Origin of the sequence: Paenibacillus sp. RU5M (assembly GCF_900221055.1) — a bacterium.
Taxonomy (GTDB): domain Bacteria; phylum Bacillota; class Bacilli; order Paenibacillales; family Paenibacillaceae; genus Paenibacillus; species Paenibacillus marchantiae.
This window is the reverse complement of sequence record NZ_OBQM01000002.1, coordinates 194,865-220,091: the sequence shown is the minus strand read 5'-3', so window position 1 is coordinate 220,091 and position 25,227 is coordinate 194,865. Positions and strand designations below refer to the sequence as shown.

Sequence of the window (25,227 nt, the reverse complement as noted above, 5' to 3'; positions counted from 1 at the left end):
CCAATGTGTCCAAACCTTACTCAAGGCTTAGGTTTTTTGCGTGCAAAAAAATCGGTAAGGTGCCTGTTTTAGTAAATATGGGGGTGCACATCATGAGTCAGGAAAAACTCGCAAAAGAGATCGTCGAGCTGGTCGGCGGCGAAAAGAATGTGGTATCACTGGTACATTGCGCAACACGTTTGCGGTTTGTATTGAAGGATGACGCGAAGGCAAACAAAGCCAAGCTAGAAAAGACAGAAGGAATCATCGCAGTCAAGGAAAATGGGGGTCAGTTTCAGGTGGTCGTGGGCAATAAGGTGCCTGAGGTATATAGCGCCATTGGTCAGATCAGCAACATTTTGGATGACTCTTCCGAAAAGGAAAAGCCTAAGAAGTCCGCGAAAGGTTTAGGCGGCATTATCGATGTGATTTCCAGTATTTTCGCACCACTGCTAGGGGTAATGGCGGGAGCAGGTATCTTGAAAGGGCTGCTGCTCATTGCAAGCAATGTCGGCTGGCTGGAAACAACGGAAACCACGTATAAGATCTTATTTGCAGCAGCAGACAGCCTGTTTTATTTCTTGCCTTTGCTGTTAGCGGTTACAACCGCTCGCAAATTCCAGGGTAATATGTTTGTGGCGATGACCATTGCTGGCGCATTAATCTATCCTTCCATCGTCACGCTCAAGGCGGAGGGAACGCCAACCGATTTCTTCGGTATCCCTGTGATTTTGATGAATTATTCATCTACCGTTATCCCTATTATTCTGGCAGTCATCGTTATGAGCAAATTAGAGAAATTCTTCAATAAAGTTCTTCACGAAAGTGTGAAAAATTTTGTCACTCCATTATTTTTACTTGTCATTATGGTTCCTCTTACTTTGCTTGTATTCGGTCCATTTGGAGTATATGTAGGTAATGCCATTGCATCAGGACTTGTGGCCGCGTTCGGATTCAGTCCTCTATTAGCAGGAGCAGTTATGGGTGCAAGCTGGCAGCTGCTCGTTATTTTCGGAATTCACTGGGGACTCATTCCCGTATTTATTAACAACGTTGCTGTATATGGACGCGATGGTGTCAAACCGGCTGCGACGGCTTCCATCTTCGCACAGACCGGAGCTGCATTCGGCGTTATGTTGAAAACCAAAAATAAGAAGCTGAAAACGCTGGCGGGTTCATCGACATTGACGGCCTTGTTCGGGATTACCGAGCCTGCCATCTATGGTGTCACTCTGCCACTCAAACGTCCATTCATCGCAGGAGTGATCGGGGGTGCTGTTGGTGGGGCCATCATTGGTCAGGCAGGTACTCAGGCATTTGCTTCGGGCGCTCCAGGATTACTGACTTTGCCGATCTTCTATGGACCAGGTGGAGAGGGCTTCCCTGGACTGATTCTTGGGATCTGTGTATCCTTTGTTGTTTCGGCTGCATTGACGTACATTATGGGATTCAAAGATCCGGTGGAAGAGGAAGAACAAGAAAAAAGCACGGAATCCACCAATGCATCAGTAAGAACAGCGGATTCCTTGGATCAAGAAGTTCTTAGCCCGATTGAGGGAACCATTGTTGAACTGACTGAGGTGCCAGATCCGGCATTTTCATCCGGCGCGATGGGCAAAGGCATTGCGATTGAGCCAGCAGTTGGCCGAGTCGTTGCTCCTTTTGACGGTACTATTACCGTGGCTTTCAAAAAGAAACATGCCCTAGCTGTTGTATCGGATACAGGTGCGGAGATTTTGGTTCATGTTGGGGTGGATACCGTCAAGCTCGATGGTCAGCACTTTACATCACATATTCAGGAAGGTGATCGGGTTAAAGCAGGAGATTTGCTGCTGGAATTCGATATCGCTGCAATCAAGGGCGCGGGTTATCATACGGTAACCCCTATAATTGTTACGAATTCTGCGAATTATGAGGAAGTGGTTCCTTTGACTACGGGACAAGTTCGGGTTCAAGAGCCTTTACTTACCCTGTATGGAGGAAAGGGACAGGAACAAGAGTAAAAATAACAAAAGCCGTGTCCAAGGTGGAACAGAACAATTTCTGTTTACGTGGACGCGGCTTTTTTTGCTGTTACCCAATCAAATTCATCAGATCCTGAACCTGTCCCATCATGGAGATTGGATCTTCCCGAAGCCAGTCTTCCGTCATACGGTAAACCTGACCGTTCTGCACTGCCGGAAGATGCTGCCAATACTTGCTGCGTTCAAGCTGTTCAAACTGTCTGATGGATTCCGGGTCGCCCGACACAACGATAAAGAGATGATCACCCGCATACTTATGCAATTGATCCAAAGGAATATCTTCTTTGAACGGATGAGATTTATTTTGCTGGGCTGCCAGCACCGGAGCAGGTGGTTTTAATTGCAAATCACGATATAACACACCTACGTCGTAGTAGACCTGGAAGGTAGCGGGAAGTCCTCTCATCCAGAAGAATGAAACTGTTTGGTCACCATCTTGAAGAGGAGACAAGACTCTTTGGGTTTCCTTGATCTTGTTCATATAGCTTTCCATCCAGGCTTCTGCCACAGATGTCCTTCCAGTCAAATCCGCAATAAGACGAAAGCGTTCAAAGAAGGGCAGGGACCAGGGAACATCCAGTGTAGGAGCAATTTTGGAGTATTCGGCATAATGATGCCCGTTAAAAGTCACGATGAGATCGGGTTTCAGCTCCGATATCTTATCCATATATGGCGTTACCACGGAATTTCCAATCGAAGGAACACCTCGCACATGACCCTGGTAATAACGGCAGTCTAGCAATTGGTAAGGTGCACCAATCGGTGTTATGCCGAGCGCCAGCAGCTCACCCAGGAACTGAAAGGAGGCGACACGCATTGTATGCTTTCTTAAATGAATATATAAACGCGGCGATACACCGGTATATTGCTTGAAGCTGCGACTGAAATGAAAAGGATCGCGGAATCCGATGTGTCCTGCAATTTCCTGAATCGAATCGTTTGATTCCAGCAGACGTTTTTTGGCACGATTCATTCGCAAGGCATTCAAATATTGGATAGGGCTCTGTCCGGTGTGCTCACGAAAAAGACGTGAAAAATGGCGTGTGGATAGCCCAGTCTCTGCGGCAAGTTGATCCAAAGTATAGTCAAGTGTAACGGATTGTTCCAACCGTTGAAGGAGTGTATCCACGGCCTGTATGCTGCGATGCTCTTTATCCATCGTGTCGGCTTTCATGGCTAGTAAAATCAATTCCTGAAACAGCACATGTTTGCTGTAGTTTTCCTTTTCATCGCAAAGATCCTCCACGGGATGCAGCAAGTGTACCAATTGAATCATGCGAGAAACATGTTCAGGGTATACTTGTCCTTGCGCTAATGCAGCCATTCGGGGCGTACCCTGAACAGGCACGGGCAGAGGTTCGAATTCAACGCTATATACTTGCAGAGGAAGATCTGACAGACTCTCAAGCTGCACTTCCATACCGGGATGAAATAGAAAGCAGTTTCCTGGCATAACCTCAGTCTGTTTATCCATGGAATGGACTTTACCACGCCCTTCGGTGATGATCATCAATGTATGACGGTGTATTGATTTTGTACACGGACCGGATATCGCATCGCAGTATGTCCCTGTAAGTATATAGACCAGCGAAATCATGGTATCCCTCCTCAAAAGCTGAAAAGAAGCTCTTCAGGCAGGATCGCTGAAGAACTTCTCCTCTATTGTATATGATGTGATTAATATCTTTTATTTGGTGAGCAATTGAACGGCATCATCCAATTGAGCACTGAGAGACATCACGTCGTAAGAGAACCATAGGCTCTCATCAACCACGTAAACTTTATTATTTTTGACGGCAGGCAGTGAGTGCCACAACTGGCTATCATCCACCTCTTTCAGGAAATCAGGATCATTATCGAATCTTACCACAAACAGTCGATCTGCTGAAGCATATTCCGGCAGTTTCTCAAGAGAGATATTGATGCCGAGTTCATGATTCCCTTTTGCCCATTCCTCTTTGACGGTATCCGTCATGTTGAACTTCAGAGCATCATATAAGGTATAACCGACATTAGCGTTCCCGTACACTCTGAGTTGACCTTTTTCAAATCCGCCAATAACCACAACGCCGAATGTCTCATCTGGTGAAACGAAGGAAGAAAGCTTGGTCCGTGCCTCTTCGGATTTCTGATTAAATGCTTGAATCCATTCCTGTGCCTGTTCGCTTCTGCCAATAACGTCAGCCACTGACTTGAAATGTTGGAATGCATCGGCACCTTCCCATTGAACAACAACCGTAGGGGCAATCTTGGACAGCTGCTCCAATTGATCCTCATTCCACTCTGCAGCAATGATGAGGTCCGGCTGCAGTTCGAGTGCCTTTTCCAAATTCAGCTTATTGGAGACCCCGATATCTTCGATCCCTTCCAATTGATCTTGAATCGAGACATAGTTGTTAAGCAGATGAGATGCTGCCCCAGCGGGCTTAAGTCCTGCTGCCAGCATTTCCGGTAAATATTGTGTAGTGAGAACACGTTGGGGATGGGCTGGAATCGTTACCTCACGGCCCAGAGCATCCTTATATACGCGAGTTGCCGATTCTAAGGCAGTATCGGTTGATGTTTCTGTCTGCTGTGCAGAATTACCTTCAGTAGAAGGTGATGATGTTTGTTTCCCTTGACCGCAAGCGGAGAGAAGCAAGGTTAGCACAAGGATAATGCACGAAAGCTGGAGTTTATTTGGATGACGCAACATAATAATGAAATCCCCTTTTTCTTCTATAATGATAATCATTATCAATTATTATAGTCAAGACTTCTTTTGAAGAACATGTTGAATATGGACTTGAAGCATGGAAAATATGGACATGACGTTCTGGCACAAAAGAAAATACCTCCAAAAATTAATTTTGGAGGCATTTGTTTCGTTTTATTCACGATCCAATGATGTCCTAAGAATCTGCTCGCACAATCGTTGAGTTCATATTGCCTGTCAGTCGTTGCGGAGGGAAGACCATGCGCACAGGTGCGATGATGATCGCAGCGAACAAGGCTTTGATCAGATCACCGATGATGTAAGGATAGAATCCTTGAATCATCGCTTCGGGTAAAGACATTTTGTAAGCATAGGCCAGCCAAGGAACGCCCGAGACATAGATCAACATTGAACCAAACACCTCAAATACAATAAAGGCCAGGAAATAACCAACGAATCCGTTCAGTTTGATTCTGCTGAGCAATAGTCCAATGAGCAATGCGGAGAAGGGCCACATCATAACATATCCCCCGGTAGGCCCAAGGAGTACTGCAAGTCCGCCTGCGCCATGCAGAAGCGGGAAGCCAATTGCAGTCAGGACCACGACCAAAGCGACACTTAGAAAACCATATAATGGGCCAAGCAGTCCGCCTGCCAGCATAACCGCAAGAGTTTGCAGCGTAATCGGCACAGGAGAGAAACCAATGGGAATACTTATGTAACCAAAAAGAACAAGTATGGCTGCCATCAGTGCGCTGAATACAATACCTCGCAAAGATAATTTCATGTTTGAACATTCCTTTCAATTTTGGTAATCTTATTGTTAACCGATTAAACGGATGTGGTTAACGATTTGGATCGTACCACAAAAGATTCAAAAGGGAAAGGACCAATTTGCGATGCAAGACGTTACACCTTTGATAAAACTAGAGAATGTCCGTGTTCATTATGCGTCGGAGTCAGGAAGTGTTCGTAAGGCAGTGGATGGAGTTTCGCTGGAATTAGCTCCGGGAGAATGGATAAGTATTGTGGGAGCCAATGGTAGCGGCAAAAGTACGCTGGCAGGGCTGCTAATCGGATTCACTCCGCTATCCGGTGGGGAAAGGAAGGCTTCTTCGGAACTGGTTGTTCGTGGAGTCCTCCAGCAGCCTGATGCGCAGGTACTTGGAGACACCATTGAGGAGGAATTTCATTTTTCCTTATCCTCGCTGCTGGAATCTCCTGATGAACAATTACGACGGAGAGAGCACGCATTACATACGGTAGGACTTGAGCACTCGCCGGAGGCGGCAATATCGATGCTGTCTGGAGGACAGAAGCAGTTGCTTAATATCGCGGTAGCGCTGGCGGCCAAGCCGGATGTACTCATTCTGGACGAACCTACGGCCATGCTTGATCCGGGAGCCAGAGAACGAATGGAGGCGGTAGTCCAAGCCATTGTCCAGCAAGGGACGGCGGTAATCTGGATTACGCATCATTTGGAGGAAGCGACGCTGTGCGATCGAATTATTGCCATGGAACAGGGACGCTGTGTTTACGATGGAGTGCCTGCGGCTTTCTTTTATGGAAAAGATAAGGAAGAGACGACGGCTGACGCTGGAAAAGAAGCACAACAACCATCACTCTGCGAACAACTTGGGCTTGCTCCACCTTTTACAGTGCAGACGGCTCTACTCCTAAAACGGAAAGGTCTGCTGCAACATGCGACACCTCTGCGACCAGAGCAGTTGGTTAAGGAGGTAGCCCTTTGGCAATCGAATTAGAACATGTAGGTATAGCTTCGTCACAGGCTGACAAAAGAGCGCTGCTTCAAGATATCACTGTCCGACTGAACCGTGGCGAAATCACTTTATTATTAGGCTGCACAGGATCAGGCAAAACCACACTGCTGCAAACGATCGCTGGCCTAAAACCTCCAGATGAGGGTAGCCTTAAGCTGGACGGAGAGCCTTTCTGGCATAACGGGAAATTGCCGCAGTCCATTCTGTTGCAAATGGGGTTGGTCTTTCAATTCCCAGAGCAACAGCTGTTCGCCCGAAGCATTGGCCGTGAATTTGCTTATTCCCTGCGTCCATATCGTCTACCAGATGAACAAAAGAAAAAGCAGATTTCCGAAGCGCTGGAGCGCTGGGACTCCCCAGCGGGTCAGGGAGGGGAAGAACGATTCCATTCGGACAGATCACCCTTTGCACTAAGTGGGGGGGAACGGAGAAGACTGGGGCTTGCCTTGGGAACTGCTACGCAGCCTTCATGGCTATTGCTCGATGAACCCAGCGCCGGATTGGAAGCACAAAGTGTGCTTATGCTGCTGGATGCTTTGAATCAGCATCGAACTGCAGGTGATGGAGCCATTGTGGCTACACACGACCTGGACACATTTTTACCACATGCAGATCGGGTTCTTTTGTTGCAGGAGGGGCGTCTGGTTGCTGATCTCACACCAAGGGAACTTCATACAAGGCCAGATCTGCTGGAGCTTGCCGGAATTGGTCTGCCACCCTCCATGCAGCTGGCACAACAATTTGCGGCGGCGGGCATTCATTTTCCTTCTACTGCGTTGACCCCGGAGGAAATGGCTGAAGGTATTGTTCAGTCCGTCAATGAGCCTTTAGAGCAGAAGGTTGATGTTATTGGTAATGAGGATCAATTCACAGATGAAGCGAAGCTTGCCTTTTCAAGCTCCGACACTTTGGGAGGAGAAGGCACACAGGGGGTCATACACACCCACGCAGAATCAGGATCCAACAGAGGATTGTATGGTGCCATGGACCCGCGTCTGAAATGGGTTTTATACATTTTGCTCGTGACCGCTGCGATGCTTCAACACGACTGGTTAGGTCTATCTCTTACGTTGGTGCCAGTCATCTTGGCGCTCGTTATGCTGCCACGTCAGGCTCTGATAGGATGCTTGAAATTAATGAAACCGCTCGTACTGTTCTTTCTCGTATCAACTGCGTTGTCGGGCACAACTCTTTCTACAGAAGGTGGCGGCCTACAGTTCGGATTTTCCCTGATACAGGCGGAGGGGACGTTAATGAATGTCTACCGTTTGTTTATCGTTACGTTAGCAAGTCTTTGGTTTTCACTGACTACGCCTTATGGCCGTATGGTCGAGGGACTGAATTGGGTACTTGGTATCGGCGAAAAAATCAAGCTGCCCGTGTCGTCGTTTGCACTCGCCGTGTCTTTAATCTTTCGTTTTATCCCGATGATCTGGAGTGAATGGCAGCGATTCTCGCTGATCGTCCGGGCACGCGGCAAAGCTGCATTACGACCGAATACGGTACGGGTACGTGATCTTGGCCCAATGGTCATTCCCTTGCTCATGGCGTTGTTTCAGCGTGCAGAAGATATGACGATTGCGATGGAAATGCGGAAAGTTAGAGAGAATTCCCTGCTTGGAGCACGTTCCTCCTTATTGGTATGGTCCAAACGAGATACATGGACTTGCATAATCGGACTTATTGTTTTTGTATTTTATATCTGGATCAGAGACTGAAACGCAGTGTTTGCCATTGATCATGCATAAATCCTTTCATTTCCGCTCAAAATAAACATGCTTTGATCACCACGAAGCAGATATGGAGGGACGAACGATGAAGGATAAATTTTTGCAAGAAGAAAGACAAGAATATACCGATGTGTCCACGGTGGAGTCGCAGCGAAATGATATCACACTCGAAGAGTTCCCTGAAGGTCCTTACGGCTCATCTCTAATGTCTGAATCTCTTGGCAAAAGCTCGCCGTGGCGAGTGGATCAAAGGACCGCGCATCGTTTCGATTATGAAAATCATGAGCTGCACGAAGGGGAAGTTCGGGATTATCCCGGTCAGGACGTCTACGATGAAACGGTCCCCGATAATGTAACCAAGCCTCAATACCCGGAAGAAGAAGAATCATAATGACGTATTATATAAAATAGATGATAGCCTTCGGCAGGATCTTCCTGTCCGGGGGCTATTTTTAGTTGTATTGGCTATGAAAACAATTCTCCTCAAATTCCACAATATGGGTTATCATAGGCGTAGTTCATATTAAAATGAAAACATTTCATGGCCAAGTGGGGGTTATCAGAATGAGAGAGATTAACTATAGCGATTATTTTTGGCAGGATGATGAGGTCAGATTACGTGCATTGCGTGAGGAAGATTGGGAGGATCATTATTATAACCGGTTTGATTCACCCGCTCGTCGCTTACTGGAATGTGCAGTAGAGCTGCCACCTACGAATGCTGAGGCGAAGAAATTTACGGAAGACTTTTCTGATTTCTCTCTAGACAGAGGACGAATCATGTTCACGATTGAAAATATGGATGGTGAGAATGTCGGGGGCGTGAACCTGAACAGCATCGATGAGCGGAATGGGACCTTTAGTATTGGGATTCAGATTGACAGGGACCATCGCGGAAAAGGATACGGGACGAGAGCTATTCGAATATTGTTGAAATATGCCTTTTTCGAGCGCAGGCTTAATAAATTCAATGATTCTGTTCTCGAAGGTAATGAACCTTCCGCAGCCATGATGAGAAAGCTTGGATGTGTGCAGGAAGGTGTGCGTCGTCAGGTGATTTATACCGATGGGAAATATCAGGATATGATCCTGTTCGGATTAACCAAAGACGAGTTTATGGATAAGGAGGGACTGGCGTGAGTCCCAATTTAAATCAGAGCGACCCGGTGTTTATGACTGCCAATGTTAGTTCGGTAGCTGACAATGTGCAAGGGGGGAAATATGAGGAAGCTGCTATGGATGGGTTCGTGCTTTATTGTATGTGTATTGGTTAGTGTTACTGCATTCTTCTGGAATGATATTTTTGGATATAAAACGTTAGAGAAGGCTGTTCAGTCTACTTGGAAATACCCCCTTCAAGTGGTTAATGTAGATCAGCAAAATGAACTGGTTTTGTCACTGGACCAAACACAATATGTTTTCGCTGCTTATGAACATAAGAATGGGAGATATCACTATGATACCGATAGTGAATCAGGTTGGACAGCGAGTTCAGATGTGGGGCCCGCCTTTTTGGTACAAGCGGAACCGAAGAACAACAAAGGGGATTTTATATGGGGCGCTTTATATTCCGATATGCCTGTACACAAGTTTAAGATTGAATACACAAATGGTGAGACTCAGGAGGTTGAGTCAAGCAATAATACGTTTATCATGAGAATGCCGGAAGCTTACCAGAGTGAAGACAAAATGATGTTAATGACAACGTTCACGAATGTGTATGCTCTTGATGAAGAGAACAACGTAATACGAGCTTATAATTTGAATTGATTTTTTGTTATCGAGCTTTAAAGTGAACGCATAAGGGTAGATAAGATGTACACCAGGAGGCATTATGAAACAATCCAACCAAAGTGATGAATTGATCATTAAATGTAAAGATATTTATTTGCGCGAGTATCGACTTGAGGATTTGAAGAAATTGCAGGAAATCACCTGGCAACCTGAGGTTTACGAATTTTTGCCGGGATGGAATGCTGCGGTTGAAGATAGAGCACTTTGGCTCACTCAATACGAAATCCCTGAGAATCAGAATTTTAAACAAGCTGTTTTGACGGGAGGGGACATTGGAGACCTCTATTTACGGTTGGCTATCGTACTCAAAGAAAATGATGAGTTTATTGGATGGTGCTGTTCGGGGATCAAGGATGAACTGCCAGCGCCCAATCGGGAGATTATGTACGGCATTTCGAAACACTTCCGGAACCGTGGCTATACAACGCAGGCAGTACAAGGAATAACGCAGTATTTATTTGGAAATACAAACGTTGAAGTATTGAATGCCATCGCTTTAATAACGAATCAGGCATCGAATAAGGTAATTCAGAAATGCAATTTTGAATGGCTGAATTTGATCGAAATCGAGAATGAACCGTACAACCATTATCAACTGTTGAAGCACCAACGATAACCCTACTGTAATTGGCTCAAGATGACTGTACAGGAGTGATCCCATGGATTCCAAACCGCAGCTTGTTTTAGATCTGGCGGGTGTGTTGATCACCAATCTTTCCTCTTCATTCTGGCAGGAGCTTGCTAGGTATGCAGGTACGCCTTTTCCTGTTTTAATCGAGCAATTAAGCGGTATACGCAAGGACTTGTGGACAGGGAAGCTGACGGAGGAACAGTTCTGGATCTGGATGCAAACACAATATCCCAATATTGAAAAGATGTATGCTTATGAATTGCTTGAACAAACAACAGAGTTGCTACCTGCCATGCATTGTCTTGAACGATGGAGCGAGCAGGCAGAACTTCATCTCTTGAGCAATCATTGTCATGAATGGATTCAATCTATTTTGCCGTTGATCCAACCGTACTGCAAGAGCATAACCATTTCCAATCAGGTCGGATATTGCAAGCCCAATATAGAGATATATAAACTTGTACAATCTCATCTATATAGGGATGTACCTGTTATATATGTGGATGATCAGGCTAAAAATTTGAAGCCTGCTGCTGAGCTGGGATGGGAAACATTACTTGCTGATGAACAGCATCAATGGATTGTTGAAATTGACGAATGGCTCGCAGACCAACGATAATCCTTGATACATATGCACTCTTCAACATTCTACCAATCCGATACCAAACAAATGCCCCTTTCATTTCTCCGCAGAAATGAAAGGGGCATTTGTCATGTGATAAGAGCCGCAATAAAACGAAAGGCTGCATCTTACAAGCCTCGTTCAGCTTAGGATTCACTCTTGACCAATGGCAGCAAAATCGTAAATTCCGTTCCTGCACCTAATTGGCTACGCACTGTAATTTTCCCTCCATACGATTCCACAATCGAACGGGTAATGGCAAGGCCGAGACCCGCGCCTCCTTGTTTTCTAGAACGGGAAGAGCTTGTGCGATAGAAGCGTTCAAAGATATGAGGGAGATGCTCCGGTTCAATTCCTGAGCCGTTATCTTTGACGGTTAACTCGGCTTTATGCTGAGCGGCATACAACGAAATACTGATGGTTCCCCGATCTGAATCGGTGTGCTGTACTGCATTGTGGAACAGATTGAGTACAACCTGTTTTAGTTTGTGAGCATCGGCCATTACATGAATTTCAGCGGTCAGGTCGAGATGAACCTGTCTTTCCTGAGCCATCATGATCAGCTGTGGCTGCATTTCGAGCAGCAGACTGTCAAGTTGGATGACTTCCTGCTCCTGGTGAGGCGCCTGATCCAGCTTGGTCAGCATCAGCAGATCCTCTACAAGTTTGTTAATCCGCACCGATTCACCATACATGCTGTTCAAAGCGCTATATAATTGCTCGCTGTTGGAAGCTGCGCCGCGCTTGAGCACCTCAATAAATCCGTGAATGGAGGTAAGAGGGGTACGCAGTTCATGGGAAGCATCAGACAGAAAACGCTGCATCTGTTCTTTCGACTCCCGCTCTGCTTCAAACGAGTCTTCAAGCCTCTCGAGCATGCCGTTAAATGAAAGTGCCAGCTGATCCACTTCCTGTTGTCCCTGGACAGAAGGAAGGCGTTCGGCCAGGCTGCCTGCATCGATTCGTTGCACAGTATCTACCATACTGGACAAGGGAATCAGTGTCCGGCGAAGTGCTTTGGCGTATAGAACGAGTCCAGCCACCATAGCCAGCAGGGATAACATCAAGAAGATCAGAAGCTGTTTCACAATCAAATCTTTTAGCGGTTTCGTAGCAGTGCCCATCTGCACCATGGGTAAGCCGCGATTACGCGGTCCAGGCGAGGAGAAGACGATTAGCTGCTCATTGCCTTGGTTATCCGTTACAATCCGGTACGGAACATGTTGTTTATCGTTGATCCGATCTGTAATGTTCTGATATTCAACTGATGTCAAGCGAGGAGCGGTCAGACCGTCTTCATCAAAAATGTCCTCGAAGCCACTTTGATTATCAAATAAAGCCAGTGAACGATCAGGAATGTATAAGAAACGATTGCCTGATCCTCTTGGATCTGATCCAGATTGTCCACCAAAAGGATTGTTCGTCGCACCATTTCGTGAAGACGATCCGAGCCACACAGGAGGCATGGACATGAGCTGCTCTTCCATGGTTTTCGCCTGGTTGCGATACAGAAAGCTTTCCATAATCCAGAATTGAAGAATGCCAATTAACAATAACAGAGCAGCCATAATAAACAGGGATCGCGCCAGTAATTGAGAGCGGAGCGAACGTGGCGATATCCATTGATGAAGCCATGTCCAAAAATGTTTATCTTTCTTTAATAAAGAGGTCATTAGAGATCCACCCTGTATCCGACACCTCGAAGTGTACGAATGAGCTTATGTTCTTTATCCCCCAGTTTGTCACGCAAGGAGCGGACGTACACCTCCACAATATTCTCTTCTCCACCAAAATCGTATCCCCACACGCGGTTCAGAATGGTTGCTTTACTCAGGACAATGCCATGATTAAGCACGATGAATTTTAATAGTTCATATTCGGTTGGAGATAACTCCAGAATCTGATCGTGATAGGTAATCTCTTTGCGTTGATCATCGATTCGGAATGGACCATGAGTCACTGCCCCTATTAATAAAGGAAACTGGTTACGCAGCCTTGCCTGTATCCGTGCAAGCAGTTCATCGAACGCAAAAGGCTTAATCATATAATCGTCAGCACCAAGCCATAGGCCTTTTACCCGATTCTCGACTTCATCTTTGGCTGTCAGCATGATCACCCCGACCTGAGCCCCACTCTTGCGCAGACGTTCAACAACCTCAAACCCATCCATCTCGGGCATCATGACATCCAGAATGGCCATATGTGGACGAAAGTCTAGTGCCAATTCAAGCGCAGCGGCTCCATCCGGGGCCGTACGTACGTCAAATCCTTCGTTGCTTAGCCCAAGCTCCAGAAATTGCAAAATATGTGGTTCATCATCTGCCAATAGTATTTTAATGCCAGTACTTAGCTTCATAAGCAGGCGTTCCCTCCCGTTAAATCCATCGATTACATACCCTCAAATCTAGAGGTCTATATGCTGTATTATCGCTCGCCAAACTGAAAATTAGCTGAAAAGTTTGCAAGTTATCCTCAGGCAACATTCAGCGGGCACTCATCCCAGTTTTACTTTGGCCTGTCACAATAGTAGACATGAAGAACTTGAAGGAGTGATTGAGATTGAATAACGCCAAACGAAGGATTGACCTTGTCCTTCTGCCGATTGTTTTACTGGCGGCATTTCTGAACGGGTATGGCATCTGGAACGACCAATATGCCAATTCCTATTATACGACCGCCGTCGGGAGCATGCTGAGAAATTTCCATAACTTTTTCTACGCATCGCTTGACTCGGCTGGTTCGGTAACCGTAGACAAACCACCGGTTGTCTTCTGGATTCAAACCGCTTTTGCTTACGTATTTGGATTACATGGATGGAGTGTTATTTTACCGCAAGCGTTAGCGGGGATCGGTTCGGTGCTGCTGATATATTTCATGGTCAAGCCTACATTTGGTCTTGCCGCGGCGAGAATCTCGGCACTTGCGATGGCGACTGTTCCTGTTGTGGCAGCGGTCAGCCGTACCAACAATATTGACAGCATGTTGGTATTCACGTTGCTGCTGGGTTCATGGTTTTTGTTCAAGGGAAGCAAGCAAGGTAGTACGTGGCGCATCCTGGTTGCCTTTGCACTCATTGGACTTGCTTTTAATATGAAAATGCTGCAAGCCTACATGATTCTTCCGGCTTTCTACTTGTTCTATCTGCTTGCATTCAATGCAAAGTGGAGAAGAAAAATCATCCTGCTGATCGAAAGTACGGCAGTGCTGGCAGTTGTTTCCTTATCCTGGGCAGTCACCGTGGATTCTATACCGACAGATGAACGGCCTTATATCGGCAGCAGTGAAACCAATTCGGTGCTGGAGCTGGCTTTTGGATATAATGGCTTATCCCGTCTCACGGGACAACAGAACAGATCAGCGAATGCAGGCATGCCAAACGCCTCTGATGAAGGCAAGGTCCGTGGCAACGCAACTTCCCAGACATCAGCATCCGATCAGTCGGGCAGCGGCTCGGCTCCAACAGGCAATGCACCGGGAAATGGTGAAATGGGTGGCATGAACGGAATGACTTTCCCGGGCGGTCAGATGCCAAACGGTGGCGAGATGCCTAATGGAAGGAATTTCGGAGGCGGTAATGGCGGCGGTGGAGGCATGGGTGGCATGTTTGGTACAGGGGAAAAAGGTCCTCTGCGCTTATTCCAGACCGAACTGTCCGGCCAGGCCAGTTGGCTTTTGCCGATGGTATTACTTGGCTGCATCGCGATTTTTGCAGGGTTAAGACGGAGAAATATAACAGATAAGCACAAGGAAGCTTTGTTCTGGCTGGCCTGGCTGCTTCCGGTAGCTGCTTTCTTTAGTGTAGCTGGTTTTTTCCATCAATATTATCTGATTATGCTCGCCCCTCCAGTAGCGGCATTAACCGGAGCAGGATTTGCAGCCATGTGGACGGCGTATCGTGAACGCAATGGCTGGCAAGCCTGGCTGCTTCCGATATCCGTACTGCTTACGACCATCTTCGGCTGGTACATCATGCAGGTGTATAACGAAACGATTGGGGCAGGTTGGTCCATAAGTGAATTGATCGTAGGCATTCTGATCACGGTTATTTTGATTGTGATGCTTAATCGTTCACACCCATGGAAACAGGGTTTGATTATCGCAGGCTTCATGGTCATGCTGATCGGTCCAACCTATTGGGCATTCACCCCTATCACATATGGAGGCAACAGCATGATTCCGGCGGCTGGACCTACAGGTTCCAATGGGATGTTCGGTGGAATGGGCATGGCGATGGGAGATAGACAAGGTGATCGCAATGGTGGCGGTATGGTTCCGCCGAATGCATCAAATGACACCGACACCGATCAGGCTTTCCCATCATCCGATGAAGCTGACCCGAATAATGCGGGCATGGGAACACCTCCGAATTCAGAAGGAAACATGAATGGTGGAGGAGGAATGCCTACGACAGGTGGTCGAGGTGGAGCGGGAAACCGCAACGAAGAAGTGGACACCACTACACTGAGTTATCTGAGAGAGCATAACACAGGTGAAACCTATCTCTTCGCAACGACGGACTATAACCAGGCAGCTCCATATATCATCGATGAGAATGAAGCAGTCATTACGCTTGGGGGGTTCTCGGGCTCAGATCCGGTGTATACCACGGAAAAACTGGAACAACTTGTGAAGAGTGGACAAGTGAAATACTTCATGGTAGGTGGCATGGGCGGCCGAGGTGGAAGTTCTGATATCGGTGACTGGATCAAGGAGCATGGTACCGAAATTCCAACTTCAGAGTGGAAGACAGGTACGGACAGCGGTTCCGGTTTCGGTGGTCAAACCACTTTATATGAAGTGAAATTATAAGCGTGATCGATTGGTATAAGGGAGGGAACGAACATGGCTCAAAAGTGCCGTTACAGCATTATCATTCCGATGTATAACGAAGAAGCGGTGATTGAGGAGACTTATCGGCGTCTGAAAAAAGTGATGGGCAGTACGGGAGAGAGCTACGAGCTGCTGTTTGTCAATGACGGTAGCGTGGACCAAAGTGCACAGATGATTCGTGACTACGCCCGTTGGGACGAGAGTGTGAAGCTGATTGATTTTGCACGCAACTTCGGTCACCAGATCGCGATTACAGCAGGGATGGATTATGCAGCAGGCGATGCGGTCGTCATTATTGATGCGGATCTTCAGGACCCTCCCGAGCTGATATTGGACATGATCGCCAAGTGGAAAGAGGGCTATGAGGTTGTCTATGCCCGTCGGACCAGACGAAGCGGGGAGACCCGCTTCAAGAAATGGTCGGCAAGCCTGTTCTACCGCGTACTGCGTGCGTCGACGGATACGGATATTCCAGTGGATACCGGCGATTTTCGTCTGATTGATCGCAAGGTATGTGATGAGATGAAACGTCTTCCGGAAAAAAATCGATTTGTTCGCGGACTGGTCAGTTGGGTGGGGTTCCGTCAGACGGCCATTGAGTATGAACGTGATGAACGCTTGGCAGGGGAGACCAAATACCCGCTAAAACGCATGTTGAAGCTGAGTCTGGACGGCATTACCTCATTCTCACACAAACCGCTCAAGCTGGCAGGTTACGTAGGAGCTGTTCTATCCATCGGCGGTTTCATTTATATGCTAAGTGTCATCGCTTCAGCGATATTTACCGATTCAACGATCAAAGGATGGCCTTCAATGGTCAGCATCATGCTGATCTTTAACGGCTTCATTCTGATCATGCTGGGCATTCTTGGCGAGTATGTTGGCCGAATCTATGATGAAACGAAGGCGCGTCCGCTATATATCGTAAGAGATGTATATCAGGTGGAAAGTCAGTCGAGTCAGTCACGGTTAACGGGCAGAGTTGCTCATCATGACTAATCGTTTGGTCACTATATTTAAGTTTGGAATTGTGGGTGTCCTGAATACGGCGGTGGATGCAATGGTATTCACGTTGCTCGCTGCCGCAGGCGCACCTGCTCTAATTGCTCAGGTGATCTCGTATAGCTGTGGGGTCGTGAACAGTTACTGGTGGAACGGCAGGTGGACCTTCCAGGATGCGGGAAGACAAGGCAAAAAAAACGAAATCATGCGTTTTGTAATCACCAATCTGGTGGTACTGTCTTTATCCTCCCTGATTTTGTATATCTGCAATAGCACATTAGGTTGGAGTGTTGTAATGAGTAAAATACTGGCGACTCTCTCAGGCATGGTTATAAACTATATTGCCAGTCGGTATTGGGTGTTCCGGGCAGAGCCCGTTCAAGGATCTGATCCTTCATCTGATGCTAATGAAAGGAGTGTTTCATGATATGAGAATTAAAAAAGCAGTTATTCCAGCAGCGGGGCTTGGCACCCGATTTTTGCCAGCAACCAAGGCTCAACCCAAAGAAATGCTGCCGATAGTGGACAAACCGGCCATCCAATACATTGTGGAAGAAGCGGTACAATCGGGCATTGAAAATATCATTATCGTAACCGGACGCAATAAAAAATCGATCGAGGATCATTTTGACAAATCGGTTGAATTGGAGCATTCCCTGTATGCCAAAGGCAAGCAAGCTCTATTGGAAGAGGTGCAAGCGATCAGCGAAATGGCGAGTATTCATTTTATCCGTCAAAAAGAACCGCTTGGATTGGGCCATGCGATTGGGTGTGCTCGTCAGTTTGTGGGAGATGATCCGTTCGCCGTACTGCTTGGAGATGATATTATGGTGTCTGATCCTCCGGCGCTCGCACAGATGATTCGTTTATATGAAAAGACAGGCAGCCAGATTGTCGGCGTACGGCAAGTGCAGGATGCTGACGTGAGTAAATACGGAATTATCGATTCACAGGGCGCAGAGGATCGGGTTCACCGGATCACCAATCTGGTAGAAAAACCTTCAATTGCAGAAGCACCCTCCCGAACCGCCGTGATGGGACGATACATTCTGAAACCTTCCATCTTTCCAATTCTCGATCAAATCGAGAGAGGGGCTGGAGGGGAATATCAGCTAACGGATGCGCTGAAAGAAGTAAGCCAGGTGGAAGAGCTGCTGGCCCTTGAGCTGGAGGGGCGTCGCTACGATATTGGTGATCAGTTCGGATATATTCAGGCGATCTTGGAGATCGGACTGATGCGTAAGGAATTACAGCCCATGCTGACACCATATCTTCAGAAGCTTGCAACGCAGTGGGGATAGGGATTGATATGTAGCAGAAGTTTAGATCTGCTTTAGGACGGAGTCTCCTCTGTGTCATGGTGCTGGCATAGACTCCAGCATTGTACAATGGTGACTGTCACGATACAATGAGCAAGAAGTTCAAGTTGCTCTTTGAGGAGTGAGGAATCATGAGTGAGGCTATCATCAGTGACCTTATTAAGTATATGGACGTGGAGGACAATGCCGCCATTCAATACATTCAGACCGAGCATCGGATGAAACTGGGACTCTTTTGGGGGATCCGGGAAGGCAGCCGCGTTCTGGAAATCGGTTGTGGTCAGGGAGATACAACGGCCGTGCTTGCACATCTGGTGGGGGAGCACGGGTATGTTCATGGTGTAGACATTGCACCAGAGGATTATGGTGCGCCACTGACCGTAGGTGAAGCGGCAGCCAAACTGCGGAAATCTCCGCTGGGTGATCGAATTCGAATGGATTATGATTTTGACATTCTAAGTGATCAGGCCCAATTCGGCGAAAATGAGTTTGATGTGATTGTACTTTCCCATTGTTCTTGGTACTTGAAATCATTTGACGAACTCGCCCAGATTCTTAGCAAGGTTAGGAAGTGGGGGCATCAGTTATGTTTCGCCGAATGGGATGCACGAGTTACAGATGTGAGCCAGCTCTCACATTGGTTATCCGTTCTGATTCAGTCCCAGGTCGAATGTTACAAGGAGAACAGCTTCTCCAATGTGCGCACGCTTTTTACACCGGAGGATATTCAAGAGCTTGTCTCTGCGGCGGGCTGGACGATTAAGGAAGAGATTTCGATCCATTCTCCCGAGCTGCAGGACGCTCGCTGGGAAACCGAAATGACACTGGCAGAAGCGCCTATGGAACTGCAGATGCTTCCGATTCCGAATAAGGTAAAAACACTTCTTCTTTCCGAATTGAAATTACTTAGGACACATCATGCCTCGGGGCCTGGGAGCCCACTGGGAACGTATGCGATTGTTGCCAAAAAGCAGTAAAGAAATAGCCATTTGCAGCAATTTATAAGAAAAACGTCTATCGACGTACTTTCACAGAAGACAGACCGCGTTTAGATGAAGTTTTTCTTGCGATAATTGAATTGTTCAGCTCCGCTGAAAACGTATAAATTCCATTATCTAAAAAAATGTGTTTACTTCACGATGGTAATTTTGATATTATAATCGCAATATCAAATGCGACGAAGAGATGAGTAGATAAAAGGTTTCTTTCACAGAGAACTCCGGTAGCTGAAAAGGGGTAAAGAATTTTTTATTGAATAAAGACTCAGAGCAGCACATCGGAACTTTAAGGATTGAGGGATGGTGTGACAGGAGCTCCTGTTACAGAGCGAGAGTATATGCGGATGCGGCATAATTGAATGCAGTTATCCTTAACTCGAAGAGGCTGGTATGGCGACATATTGGCGAATCTGGGTGGTACCACGAGTGTAACAATCTCGTCCCTGAGACTTTTGTCTTGGGGATGGGATTTTTTGGTTTTTCCGGGATGTTAGCTACACGCTTTGGAAATGCCTGAATAGTGTTTAATAAGGGGAAACTCACACCGAAAGGAAATGATGATTTTATGTCAGCAAAATTGAAAGTCGGTATCGTCGGAGGAACGGGGATGGTAGGTCAGCGTTTTGTGGATCTGCTCAATGAACACCCATGGTTTGAAGTAACGGCTATTTCAGCAAGTGCTAACTCGGCAGGCAAAACATACGAAGAATCCGTACAAGGCAGATGGAAGCTTGCTGTTCCGATCCCGGAAGCAGTGAAAAACATCGTTGTGCAGGATGCTTCCCAAGTGGAAGCTTTTGCAAGCCAGGTTGATTTTATATTCTGTGCTGTAGATATGAAAAAGAATGAAATTCAAGCGCTCGAAGAGGCTTATGCCAAAACGGGAACTCCGGTTGTTTCCAACAACTCGGCTCACCGCTGGACAGCGGATGTACCAATGGTTATTCCGGAAATTAACCCAGGACATCTGGACGTGATTGAAGCTCAACGCAAACGTCTCGGAACGAAAACCGGATTCATCGCAGTTAAACCAAACTGCTCGATTCAGAGCTATGTACCTGCACTTCACGCGTTGCGCGAGTTCAATCCAACTCAAGTGGTGGCTTCCACATACCAAGCGATCTCAGGCGCAGGTAAAAACTTTACCGACTGGCCGGAAATGCTGGATAACGTGATTCCATACATCGGTGGCGAGGAAGAGAAAAGTGAACAGGAGCCGCTGCGCATCTGGGGAAGCATTCAAAATAATGAGATTGTAAAAGCGTCCTCACCATTAATTACAACACAATGTATTCGTGTTCCGGTAACAGATGGTCACCTGGCGACAGTATTTGTATCCTTTGAGAAAAAACCATCCAAAGAAGAAATTCTGGACCGTTGGCTGCAATTCAAAGGTCGTCCGCAAGAACTGGGTCTGCCAAGCGCACCGAAACAGTTCATTACGTATTTTGAAGAAGAGAACAGACCACAAACGAAGCTGGATCGTGACATCGAGCGCGGTATGGGCGTTTCAACGGGCAGACTGCGCGAAGACTCCCTATATGATTACAAGTTTGTAGGACTGTCTCACAACACGCTGCGCGGAGCAGCAGGTGGTGCTGTTCTGATCGCTGAATTGCTCAAAGCTGAAGGATATATTCAGCCGAAATAAACAGGCATTGTGGAAATAGGAATAGAAGTAATAGAATATTACTGACAGGCTACCCCTTTTAGTAGACAAGAGTATGAGCATCTGGGAAGATGAATTTATTTTTGTTGAACAGAGGGGTATTTTCATATCAATACATATGAAGCAGGAACACGTGAATCCAAAATTCCAGAACAGGAAGGGGATTGTGATGGACGGTCAGCTGGTATTGCGTCGAGTCCGTCTTACAAGTGGTGAAGAAGTGGATGTGGTTATCAATGAGGGACTGATTGTGAAATTCGCTCCTGGTGGAACGGCAACCGGAGAACGGATATGGGAATCGCCTGGAGCTTACATATCCAGCGGATGGATCGACATGCATGTGCATGCTTTTCCAGAGTTTGATCCTTACGGGGACGACATTGATGAAATCGGTGTAAAACAGGGCGTTACTACGATTGTGGACGCAGGCAGCTGCGGTGCTGATCGAATTGGCGATCTGGCGATAAGCACTCATAAGGCGGCTACCCGGGTGTTTGCCTTTTTGAACATATCTTGCCTCGGCTTACTGCGTACTGACGAATTGTCGAATCTGGACTGGATTGAAAGGGACAAGCTGTTACAGGCTACCCGGGCATATTCTGAATTCATCGTGGGATTAAAAGCAAGAATCAGTGGGAGTGTGGTTGGCAAAAGTGGACTGCGGCCGCTGTATTTGGCAAGAGAGTTTTCGCAGGAAACAGGCCTGCCGCTTATGGTTCACATTGGATCAGCCCCACCTGATATTCGTGAGGTCATGCCGCTCTTACAGGGTGGTGATGTGGTCACTCACTATTTGAATGGAAAAAACAATAATTTGTTCGATGATAGAGGCGCGCCGCTGGAAGTATTGAAGGATGCCATAAAGCGCGGTGTGCATTTGGATGTGGGACATGGGACAGCGAGTTTTTCATTTCAAGTTGCAGAAGCTGCAAAGAAGAATGGCATTGACCCGGATACGATCAGTACGGATATTTACAGGGGCAATCGTTTGAACGGCCCGGTCTACAGCATGTCTAATCTGTTAAGTAAGTTTCTGGTCCTTGGCTACTCGTTGAGCGAGACGATAGATCGGGTGACCGTACGGGCAGCAGAGTGGCTGGGCAGACCGCAGCTGGGGAGGATTCAAGCAGGAGATGAAGCCAATTTGACTCTTTTTCAAGTGGTAGACAAGCCTGTAACGCTTGTGGACTCCGAGGGAGTATATAAGATAGGCAGCCGTCAAATTGAAGTAAAAGGAGTGATTGTGGGTGACCAATTCATTGAATGTTAAATATGGACTGAAACGTGTTATCAACGCCAGCGGCCGGATGAGTATCCTCGGCGTATCTGCACCGACGGACACAGTCATGGATGCCATGAAGCAAGGCGGGCAGAGTTATGTGGAGATCGCAGATCTTGTAGACAAATCAGGGGACTATGTATCCCGTCTAATCGGTGCCGAAGCGGCCGTTGTTGTCAATTCCGCTTCAAGTGGCATCGCGCTCGCCGTAGCTGCTATGGTAACAAAGGGCAACCGCCACGCAAGTTTGAAGCTACATCAGGAAGTCATTACGAACAATGAAATTGTTATGTTGAAAGGCCACAATGTACAATACGGAGCTCCCGTGGAGACGATGATTTACCTTGGTGGTGGGAAGCTGATCGAAGCCGGATATGCCAATGAAGGTCGGGCGGAGCATATCGCGGATGCGGTTTCCGACAAAACGGCTGCGATCCTATACGTCAAATCCCATCATGCGGTACAGAAAAACATGATTTCCGTAGAGGAAGCCTGGCAGGTTGCCCAGAAGTGTGAGATACCCCTCATTGTCGATGCGGCTGCGGAAGAGGACCTGCACAAATATGTGAAGTATTCGGATTTAGCCATATACAGCGGCTCCAAGGCCATTGAAGGCCCAACTTCCGGCATTGTGGCAGGTAAACGAACCTATATCGAATGGTTGAAGGTTCAGCTTCACGGGATCGGGCGCAGCATGAAAGTAGGTAAAGAAACTACGTTTGGCCTGCTTCAGGCTTTGGATGAATATGCAGTCAAAGCTGACCATAGTGAGCAGGAAAAGGCTTCCTTGCAGGAGTTAATGTCACTCAATCAGATAGCCGGGATTCAGGTATCGATTGTCCAGGACGAAGCGGGCCGAGCGATTTACAGGGGGCGCATCCAGGTCGACGAAGCGAAGGCGGGGATCAGTGCCAAACAGCTTAATGAGGAGCTGAGAGGCGGTCCTATCGCCATTTATACTCGTGATTATGGCGTAAGGCAAGGTTATTTCGATATCGATCCCCGTCCGTTGATGGGGGATGACATGCGGGTCATTGAAGATCGAATTCGACAATTGACAGGAGGAGAAGGAAATGTCTGAGATTGCAAAACGATTTTATAACAATCGGGTGGCTTTGAATGTGCTCGCCAAGGACATTACGAATGCAAAAGAGGTTTTTGATGCGGCTGAGGGCCATGTTCTGGTTGGCGTTCTTTCCAAGGATTATGCCACTGTGGCTGAAGCGGTGGAAGCGATGGAAGCCTATGGGCGGGAAATTGACAATGCCGTTTCAATTGGACTAGGTGCCGGAGACAATCGACAGGCTGCTGTCGTCGCCGAAATCGTAAAGCATTTTCCGGGCAGTCATATCAATCAGGTATTTCCGGCAGTTGGAGCTACCCGAGCGAATCTCGGGGACCGGGACAGCTGGATTAACAGCCTCGTCTCCCCGACTGGTCAGCCGGGCTTTGTCAATATTTCGACGGGTCCAGTGAGCGCTGCCCAATCCGAGCTTGCCGTGGTGCCTGTACACGCGGCCATTGCATTGGTACGGGATATGGGTGGCAATGCACTGAAGTATTTCCCGATGCAGGGGCTAAAAAGGGAAGATGAACTGCGAGCGGTAGCGAAAGCGTGTGCAGAAGCGGACTTTGCGTTGGAGCCTACCGGTGGCATCGATATGGATAATTTTGAAGCCATTCTCGAAATCGCACTGGAGGCGGGGGTTCCGCAGGTTATTCCACATGTGTATTCCTCCATTATTGATCAGGAGGGTCTGACCATTGTAAGTGATGTGCAGTCGTTATATGCATCAATGAAGTCGCTGGCGAAGAAGTATGGTTAAACGCGTAGGGGCTTTTGGCGAAGTCATGATGCGACTTGAAGTTCCGGGACATGATCTGTTGATTCAGAGTAATCGGCTGAAATACTCCTTTTCGGGCAGTGGGGTCAATGTAGTGTCGGCGATGACACGTTACGGATATGCAGGCCTGCTGGTGTCGAGGCTTCCGGTCAATCCGTTGGGTGATGCCGCCGAATCCTATTTGCGCGGACTGGGCCTGAGCACCGAATATGTGCGTCGCGGAGGGCAGTATATCGGGATGTACTTTCTGGAGAATGGTTATGGGGCCAGACCTGGACGGGTGACTTACTCTAACCGGCTGGAGAGCAGCTTTAATATTGCGCCTGAAGGCACGTATCCCTTTGCGGCAGTTGCATCAGGCATGGACGCTATTCATTTCTGCGGAATCACGCTGGCGATGAATGATTCGGTGAGACTGGCGATGAAACAATTGGCACAGGCGGTCAAAGAACAAGGCGGCACAGTTGTTTTTGATTGTAATTATCGTCCTGCTTTATGGGGGGATCAGGGTTATGCCATGGCGAAGCCGCATTATGAGGAAATGTTGCATTTGTCAGATATCGTCCTGATGAATGAGCGGGATGCTCTTCATATTCTGGGGTTAAATACGGACAAAGTACAAAGGGAAGAGCAACTGACTGAGCTCATTCCCCTGGTTGCCGAACGGTATGGCGTGCGTACCCTTGCTGGAACGCATCGTACCATATACAGCGATAACCGACACTGCCTACAGGGCTATATGTTCAAGGAAGGGGTGTTCGCTTATTCCGAGCCGCTGACCTTTTCTGTTTATGACCGGATCGGCGCGGGCGATGCGTTTGCGAGCGGCATCATGTATGGTGAACTGGAGGGGTGGATGCCAGCGGAGACAATCTCTTTTGCTGCGACAGCCGGAATGCTGGCGCATACCGTAGCAGGTGATACACCAATGGCTTCCACTGGAGACATCATCCAGGCGAGGAACAGCACCGTGCGTGATGTAACAAGGTAATATTTTAGTGGAGAATGCCTGGAACGTAGAGCGATAGAT

General features: G+C 47.4%; 23 protein-coding genes and 1 other annotated feature. Of the genes, 18 read left to right on the top strand and 5 right to left on the bottom strand.

Annotated elements, in window-relative coordinates; all coding sequences use genetic code 11:
• The first annotated feature begins 92 nt into the window (after positions 1-92).
• Positions 93-1,982 (top strand): beta-glucoside-specific PTS transporter subunit IIABC, encoded by a 1,890-nt coding sequence (locus tag CRO25_RS06735; RefSeq protein ID WP_079694420.1) that lies wholly within the window; start codon positions 93-95, stop codon positions 1,980-1,982.
• Between the two features lie 70 nt (positions 1,983-2,052).
• Here the strand turns inward: CRO25_RS06735 and CRO25_RS06730 are convergent, their stop codons facing one another.
• The 3 genes from CRO25_RS06730 to CRO25_RS06720 all read right to left on the bottom strand — a co-directional run bounded on the left by CRO25_RS06730 (position 2,053) and on the right by CRO25_RS06720 (position 5,485).
• A complete protein-coding gene (locus CRO25_RS06730) occupies positions 2,053-3,600 on the bottom strand; it encodes a helix-turn-helix domain-containing protein (RefSeq protein ID WP_079694419.1) in 1,548 nt (515 codons plus the stop codon).
• 90 nt (positions 3,601-3,690) lie between these two features.
• Positions 3,691-4,737, bottom strand: a complete 1,047-nt coding sequence (locus tag CRO25_RS06725; RefSeq protein WP_079694418.1) for an ABC transporter substrate-binding protein — start codon at positions 4,735-4,737, stop codon at positions 3,691-3,693.
• A gap of 157 nt (positions 4,738-4,894) precedes the next feature.
• The gene (locus CRO25_RS06720; protein ID WP_079694417.1) at positions 4,895-5,485 is read right to left on the bottom strand and encodes a biotin transporter BioY; all 591 of its coding nucleotides are present in this window, start codon (positions 5,483-5,485) and stop codon (positions 4,895-4,897) included.
• 130 nt (positions 5,486-5,615) lie between these two features.
• Between CRO25_RS06720 and CRO25_RS06715 the strand changes: the two genes are divergently transcribed.
• The 7 genes from CRO25_RS06715 (at position 5,616) to CRO25_RS06685 (ending at position 11,253) form a co-directional block, all read left to right on the top strand.
• On the top strand, positions 5,616-6,461 hold the full coding sequence (locus tag CRO25_RS06715) for an ATP-binding cassette domain-containing protein (protein ID WP_179132104.1): 846 nt from the start codon (positions 5,616-5,618) through the stop codon (positions 6,459-6,461).
• The gene (locus tag CRO25_RS06710) at positions 6,446-8,197 is read left to right on the top strand and encodes an ATP-binding cassette domain-containing protein (protein ID WP_079694415.1); all 1,752 of its coding nucleotides are present in this window, start codon (positions 6,446-6,448) and stop codon (positions 8,195-8,197) included. The genes CRO25_RS06715 and CRO25_RS06710 overlap by 16 nt, the downstream gene beginning before the upstream one ends.
• A gap of 97 nt (positions 8,198-8,294) precedes the next feature.
• The gene (locus tag CRO25_RS06705) at positions 8,295-8,600 is read left to right on the top strand and encodes a hypothetical protein (RefSeq protein ID WP_064638752.1); all 306 of its coding nucleotides are present in this window, start codon (positions 8,295-8,297) and stop codon (positions 8,598-8,600) included.
• 173 nt (positions 8,601-8,773) lie between these two features.
• Positions 8,774-9,349: a GNAT family N-acetyltransferase gene (locus tag CRO25_RS06700; RefSeq protein WP_079694414.1), complete on the top strand. Its 576-nt coding sequence runs from the start codon at positions 8,774-8,776 to the stop codon at positions 9,347-9,349.
• 81 nt (positions 9,350-9,430) lie between these two features.
• Positions 9,431-9,979, top strand: a complete 549-nt coding sequence (locus CRO25_RS06695; RefSeq protein ID WP_079694413.1) for a hypothetical protein — start codon at positions 9,431-9,433, stop codon at positions 9,977-9,979.
• 64 nt (positions 9,980-10,043) lie between these two features.
• Positions 10,044-10,619 carry a GNAT family N-acetyltransferase gene (locus CRO25_RS06690; RefSeq protein WP_079694412.1) on the top strand — a complete coding sequence of 192 codons (576 nt, stop codon included), beginning with the start codon at positions 10,044-10,046 and terminating at the stop codon, positions 10,617-10,619.
• A gap of 43 nt (positions 10,620-10,662) precedes the next feature.
• Positions 10,663-11,253, top strand: coding sequence for an HAD-IA family hydrolase (locus CRO25_RS06685; RefSeq protein WP_079694411.1), 591 nt, complete (start codon positions 10,663-10,665; stop codon positions 11,251-11,253).
• Positions 11,254-11,402: 149 nt separating this feature from the next.
• Here CRO25_RS06685 and CRO25_RS06680 read toward each other — a convergent pair whose 3' ends face one another.
• A complete protein-coding gene (locus tag CRO25_RS06680) occupies positions 11,403-12,929 on the bottom strand; it encodes a cell wall metabolism sensor histidine kinase WalK (RefSeq protein ID WP_079694410.1) in 1,527 nt (508 codons plus the stop codon).
• A complete protein-coding gene (locus tag CRO25_RS06675; RefSeq protein ID WP_063563521.1) occupies positions 12,929-13,612 on the bottom strand; it encodes a response regulator transcription factor in 684 nt (227 codons plus the stop codon). The genes CRO25_RS06680 and CRO25_RS06675 overlap by 1 nt, the downstream gene beginning before the upstream one ends.
• A 203-nt stretch (positions 13,613-13,815) precedes the next feature.
• Here CRO25_RS06675 and CRO25_RS06670 point away from each other — a divergent pair, with 203 nt between their 5' ends.
• From CRO25_RS06670 to CRO25_RS06625, 10 genes are all read left to right on the top strand, one after another.
• A complete protein-coding gene (locus CRO25_RS06670; RefSeq protein WP_079694409.1) occupies positions 13,816-16,065 on the top strand; it encodes a glycosyltransferase family 39 protein in 2,250 nt (749 codons plus the stop codon).
• A gap of 33 nt (positions 16,066-16,098) precedes the next feature.
• Positions 16,099-17,085: a glycosyltransferase family 2 protein gene (locus CRO25_RS06665; protein WP_079694408.1), complete on the top strand. Its 987-nt coding sequence runs from the start codon at positions 16,099-16,101 to the stop codon at positions 17,083-17,085.
• On the top strand, positions 17,078-17,515 hold the full coding sequence (locus tag CRO25_RS06660; RefSeq protein ID WP_079694407.1) for a GtrA family protein: 438 nt from the start codon (positions 17,078-17,080) through the stop codon (positions 17,513-17,515). Before CRO25_RS06665 ends, CRO25_RS06660 begins: the two co-directional genes overlap by 8 nt.
• Position 17,516: 1 nt before the next feature.
• On the top strand, positions 17,517-18,389 hold the full coding sequence (gene galU, locus CRO25_RS06655) for a UTP--glucose-1-phosphate uridylyltransferase GalU (RefSeq protein ID WP_079694406.1): 873 nt from the start codon (positions 17,517-17,519) through the stop codon (positions 18,387-18,389).
• A gap of 149 nt (positions 18,390-18,538) precedes the next feature.
• Positions 18,539-19,384 carry a class I SAM-dependent methyltransferase gene (locus tag CRO25_RS06650; protein WP_079694405.1) on the top strand — a complete coding sequence of 282 codons (846 nt, stop codon included), beginning with the start codon at positions 18,539-18,541 and terminating at the stop codon, positions 19,382-19,384.
• 191 nt (positions 19,385-19,575) lie between these two features.
• Positions 19,576-19,853, top strand: a binding site (T-box leader).
• 117 nt (positions 19,854-19,970) lie between these two features.
• A complete protein-coding gene (gene asd, locus CRO25_RS06645; RefSeq protein ID WP_079694404.1) occupies positions 19,971-21,056 on the top strand; it encodes an aspartate-semialdehyde dehydrogenase in 1,086 nt (361 codons plus the stop codon).
• Between the two features lie 187 nt (positions 21,057-21,243).
• Positions 21,244-22,344, top strand: coding sequence for an amidohydrolase/deacetylase family metallohydrolase (locus CRO25_RS06640; RefSeq protein ID WP_079694909.1), 1,101 nt, complete (start codon positions 21,244-21,246; stop codon positions 22,342-22,344).
• A complete protein-coding gene (locus CRO25_RS06635; protein WP_079694403.1) occupies positions 22,322-23,434 on the top strand; it encodes a DgaE family pyridoxal phosphate-dependent ammonia lyase in 1,113 nt (370 codons plus the stop codon). Before CRO25_RS06640 ends, CRO25_RS06635 begins: the two co-directional genes overlap by 23 nt.
• On the top strand, positions 23,427-24,179 hold the full coding sequence (locus tag CRO25_RS06630) for a KDGP aldolase family protein (RefSeq protein WP_079694402.1): 753 nt from the start codon (positions 23,427-23,429) through the stop codon (positions 24,177-24,179). Before CRO25_RS06635 ends, CRO25_RS06630 begins: the two co-directional genes overlap by 8 nt.
• Positions 24,172-25,188, top strand: a complete 1,017-nt coding sequence (locus CRO25_RS06625) for a sugar kinase (RefSeq protein WP_079694401.1) — start codon at positions 24,172-24,174, stop codon at positions 25,186-25,188. Before CRO25_RS06630 ends, CRO25_RS06625 begins: the two co-directional genes overlap by 8 nt.
• Positions 25,189-25,227 lie beyond the last annotated feature (39 nt).

Bases quoted from the DNA above. Each gene is read 5' to 3' on its own strand.
- CRO25_RS06640 (WP_079694909.1), top strand. From the start codon at position 21,244: ATGGACGGTCAGCTGGTATTGCGTCGAGTCCGTCTTACAAGTGGTGAA.
- CRO25_RS06685 (WP_079694411.1), top strand. From the start codon at position 10,663: ATGGATTCCAAACCGCAGCTTGTTTTAGATCTGGCGGGTGTGTTGATC.
- asd (WP_079694404.1), top strand. From the start codon at position 19,971: ATGTCAGCAAAATTGAAAGTCGGTATCGTCGGAGGAACGGGGATGGTA.
- CRO25_RS06725 (WP_079694418.1), bottom strand. From the start codon at position 4,737: ATGATTATCATTATAGAAGAAAAAGGGGATTTCATTATTATGTTGCGT.
- CRO25_RS06700 (WP_079694414.1), top strand. From the start codon at position 8,774: ATGAGAGAGATTAACTATAGCGATTATTTTTGGCAGGATGATGAGGTC.
- CRO25_RS06675 (WP_063563521.1), bottom strand. From the start codon at position 13,612: ATGAAGCTAAGTACTGGCATTAAAATACTATTGGCAGATGATGAACCA.
- CRO25_RS06705 (WP_064638752.1), top strand. From the start codon at position 8,295: ATGAAGGATAAATTTTTGCAAGAAGAAAGACAAGAATATACCGATGTG.
- CRO25_RS06650 (WP_079694405.1), top strand. From the start codon at position 18,539: ATGAGTGAGGCTATCATCAGTGACCTTATTAAGTATATGGACGTGGAG.
- galU (WP_079694406.1), top strand. From the start codon at position 17,517: ATGAGAATTAAAAAAGCAGTTATTCCAGCAGCGGGGCTTGGCACCCGA.
- CRO25_RS06625 (WP_079694401.1), top strand. From the start codon at position 24,172: ATGGTTAAACGCGTAGGGGCTTTTGGCGAAGTCATGATGCGACTTGAA.
- CRO25_RS06680 (WP_079694410.1), bottom strand. From the start codon at position 12,929: ATGACCTCTTTATTAAAGAAAGATAAACATTTTTGGACATGGCTTCAT.
- CRO25_RS06695 (WP_079694413.1), top strand. From the start codon at position 9,431: ATGAGGAAGCTGCTATGGATGGGTTCGTGCTTTATTGTATGTGTATTG.
- CRO25_RS06665 (WP_079694408.1), top strand. From the start codon at position 16,099: ATGGCTCAAAAGTGCCGTTACAGCATTATCATTCCGATGTATAACGAA.
- CRO25_RS06735 (WP_079694420.1), top strand. From the start codon at position 93: ATGAGTCAGGAAAAACTCGCAAAAGAGATCGTCGAGCTGGTCGGCGGC.
- CRO25_RS06690 (WP_079694412.1), top strand. From the start codon at position 10,044: ATGAAACAATCCAACCAAAGTGATGAATTGATCATTAAATGTAAAGAT.
- CRO25_RS06660 (WP_079694407.1), top strand. From the start codon at position 17,078: ATGACTAATCGTTTGGTCACTATATTTAAGTTTGGAATTGTGGGTGTC.
- CRO25_RS06720 (WP_079694417.1), bottom strand. From the start codon at position 5,485: ATGAAATTATCTTTGCGAGGTATTGTATTCAGCGCACTGATGGCAGCC.
- CRO25_RS06730 (WP_079694419.1), bottom strand. From the start codon at position 3,600: ATGATTTCGCTGGTCTATATACTTACAGGGACATACTGCGATGCGATA.
- CRO25_RS06630 (WP_079694402.1), top strand. From the start codon at position 23,427: ATGTCTGAGATTGCAAAACGATTTTATAACAATCGGGTGGCTTTGAAT.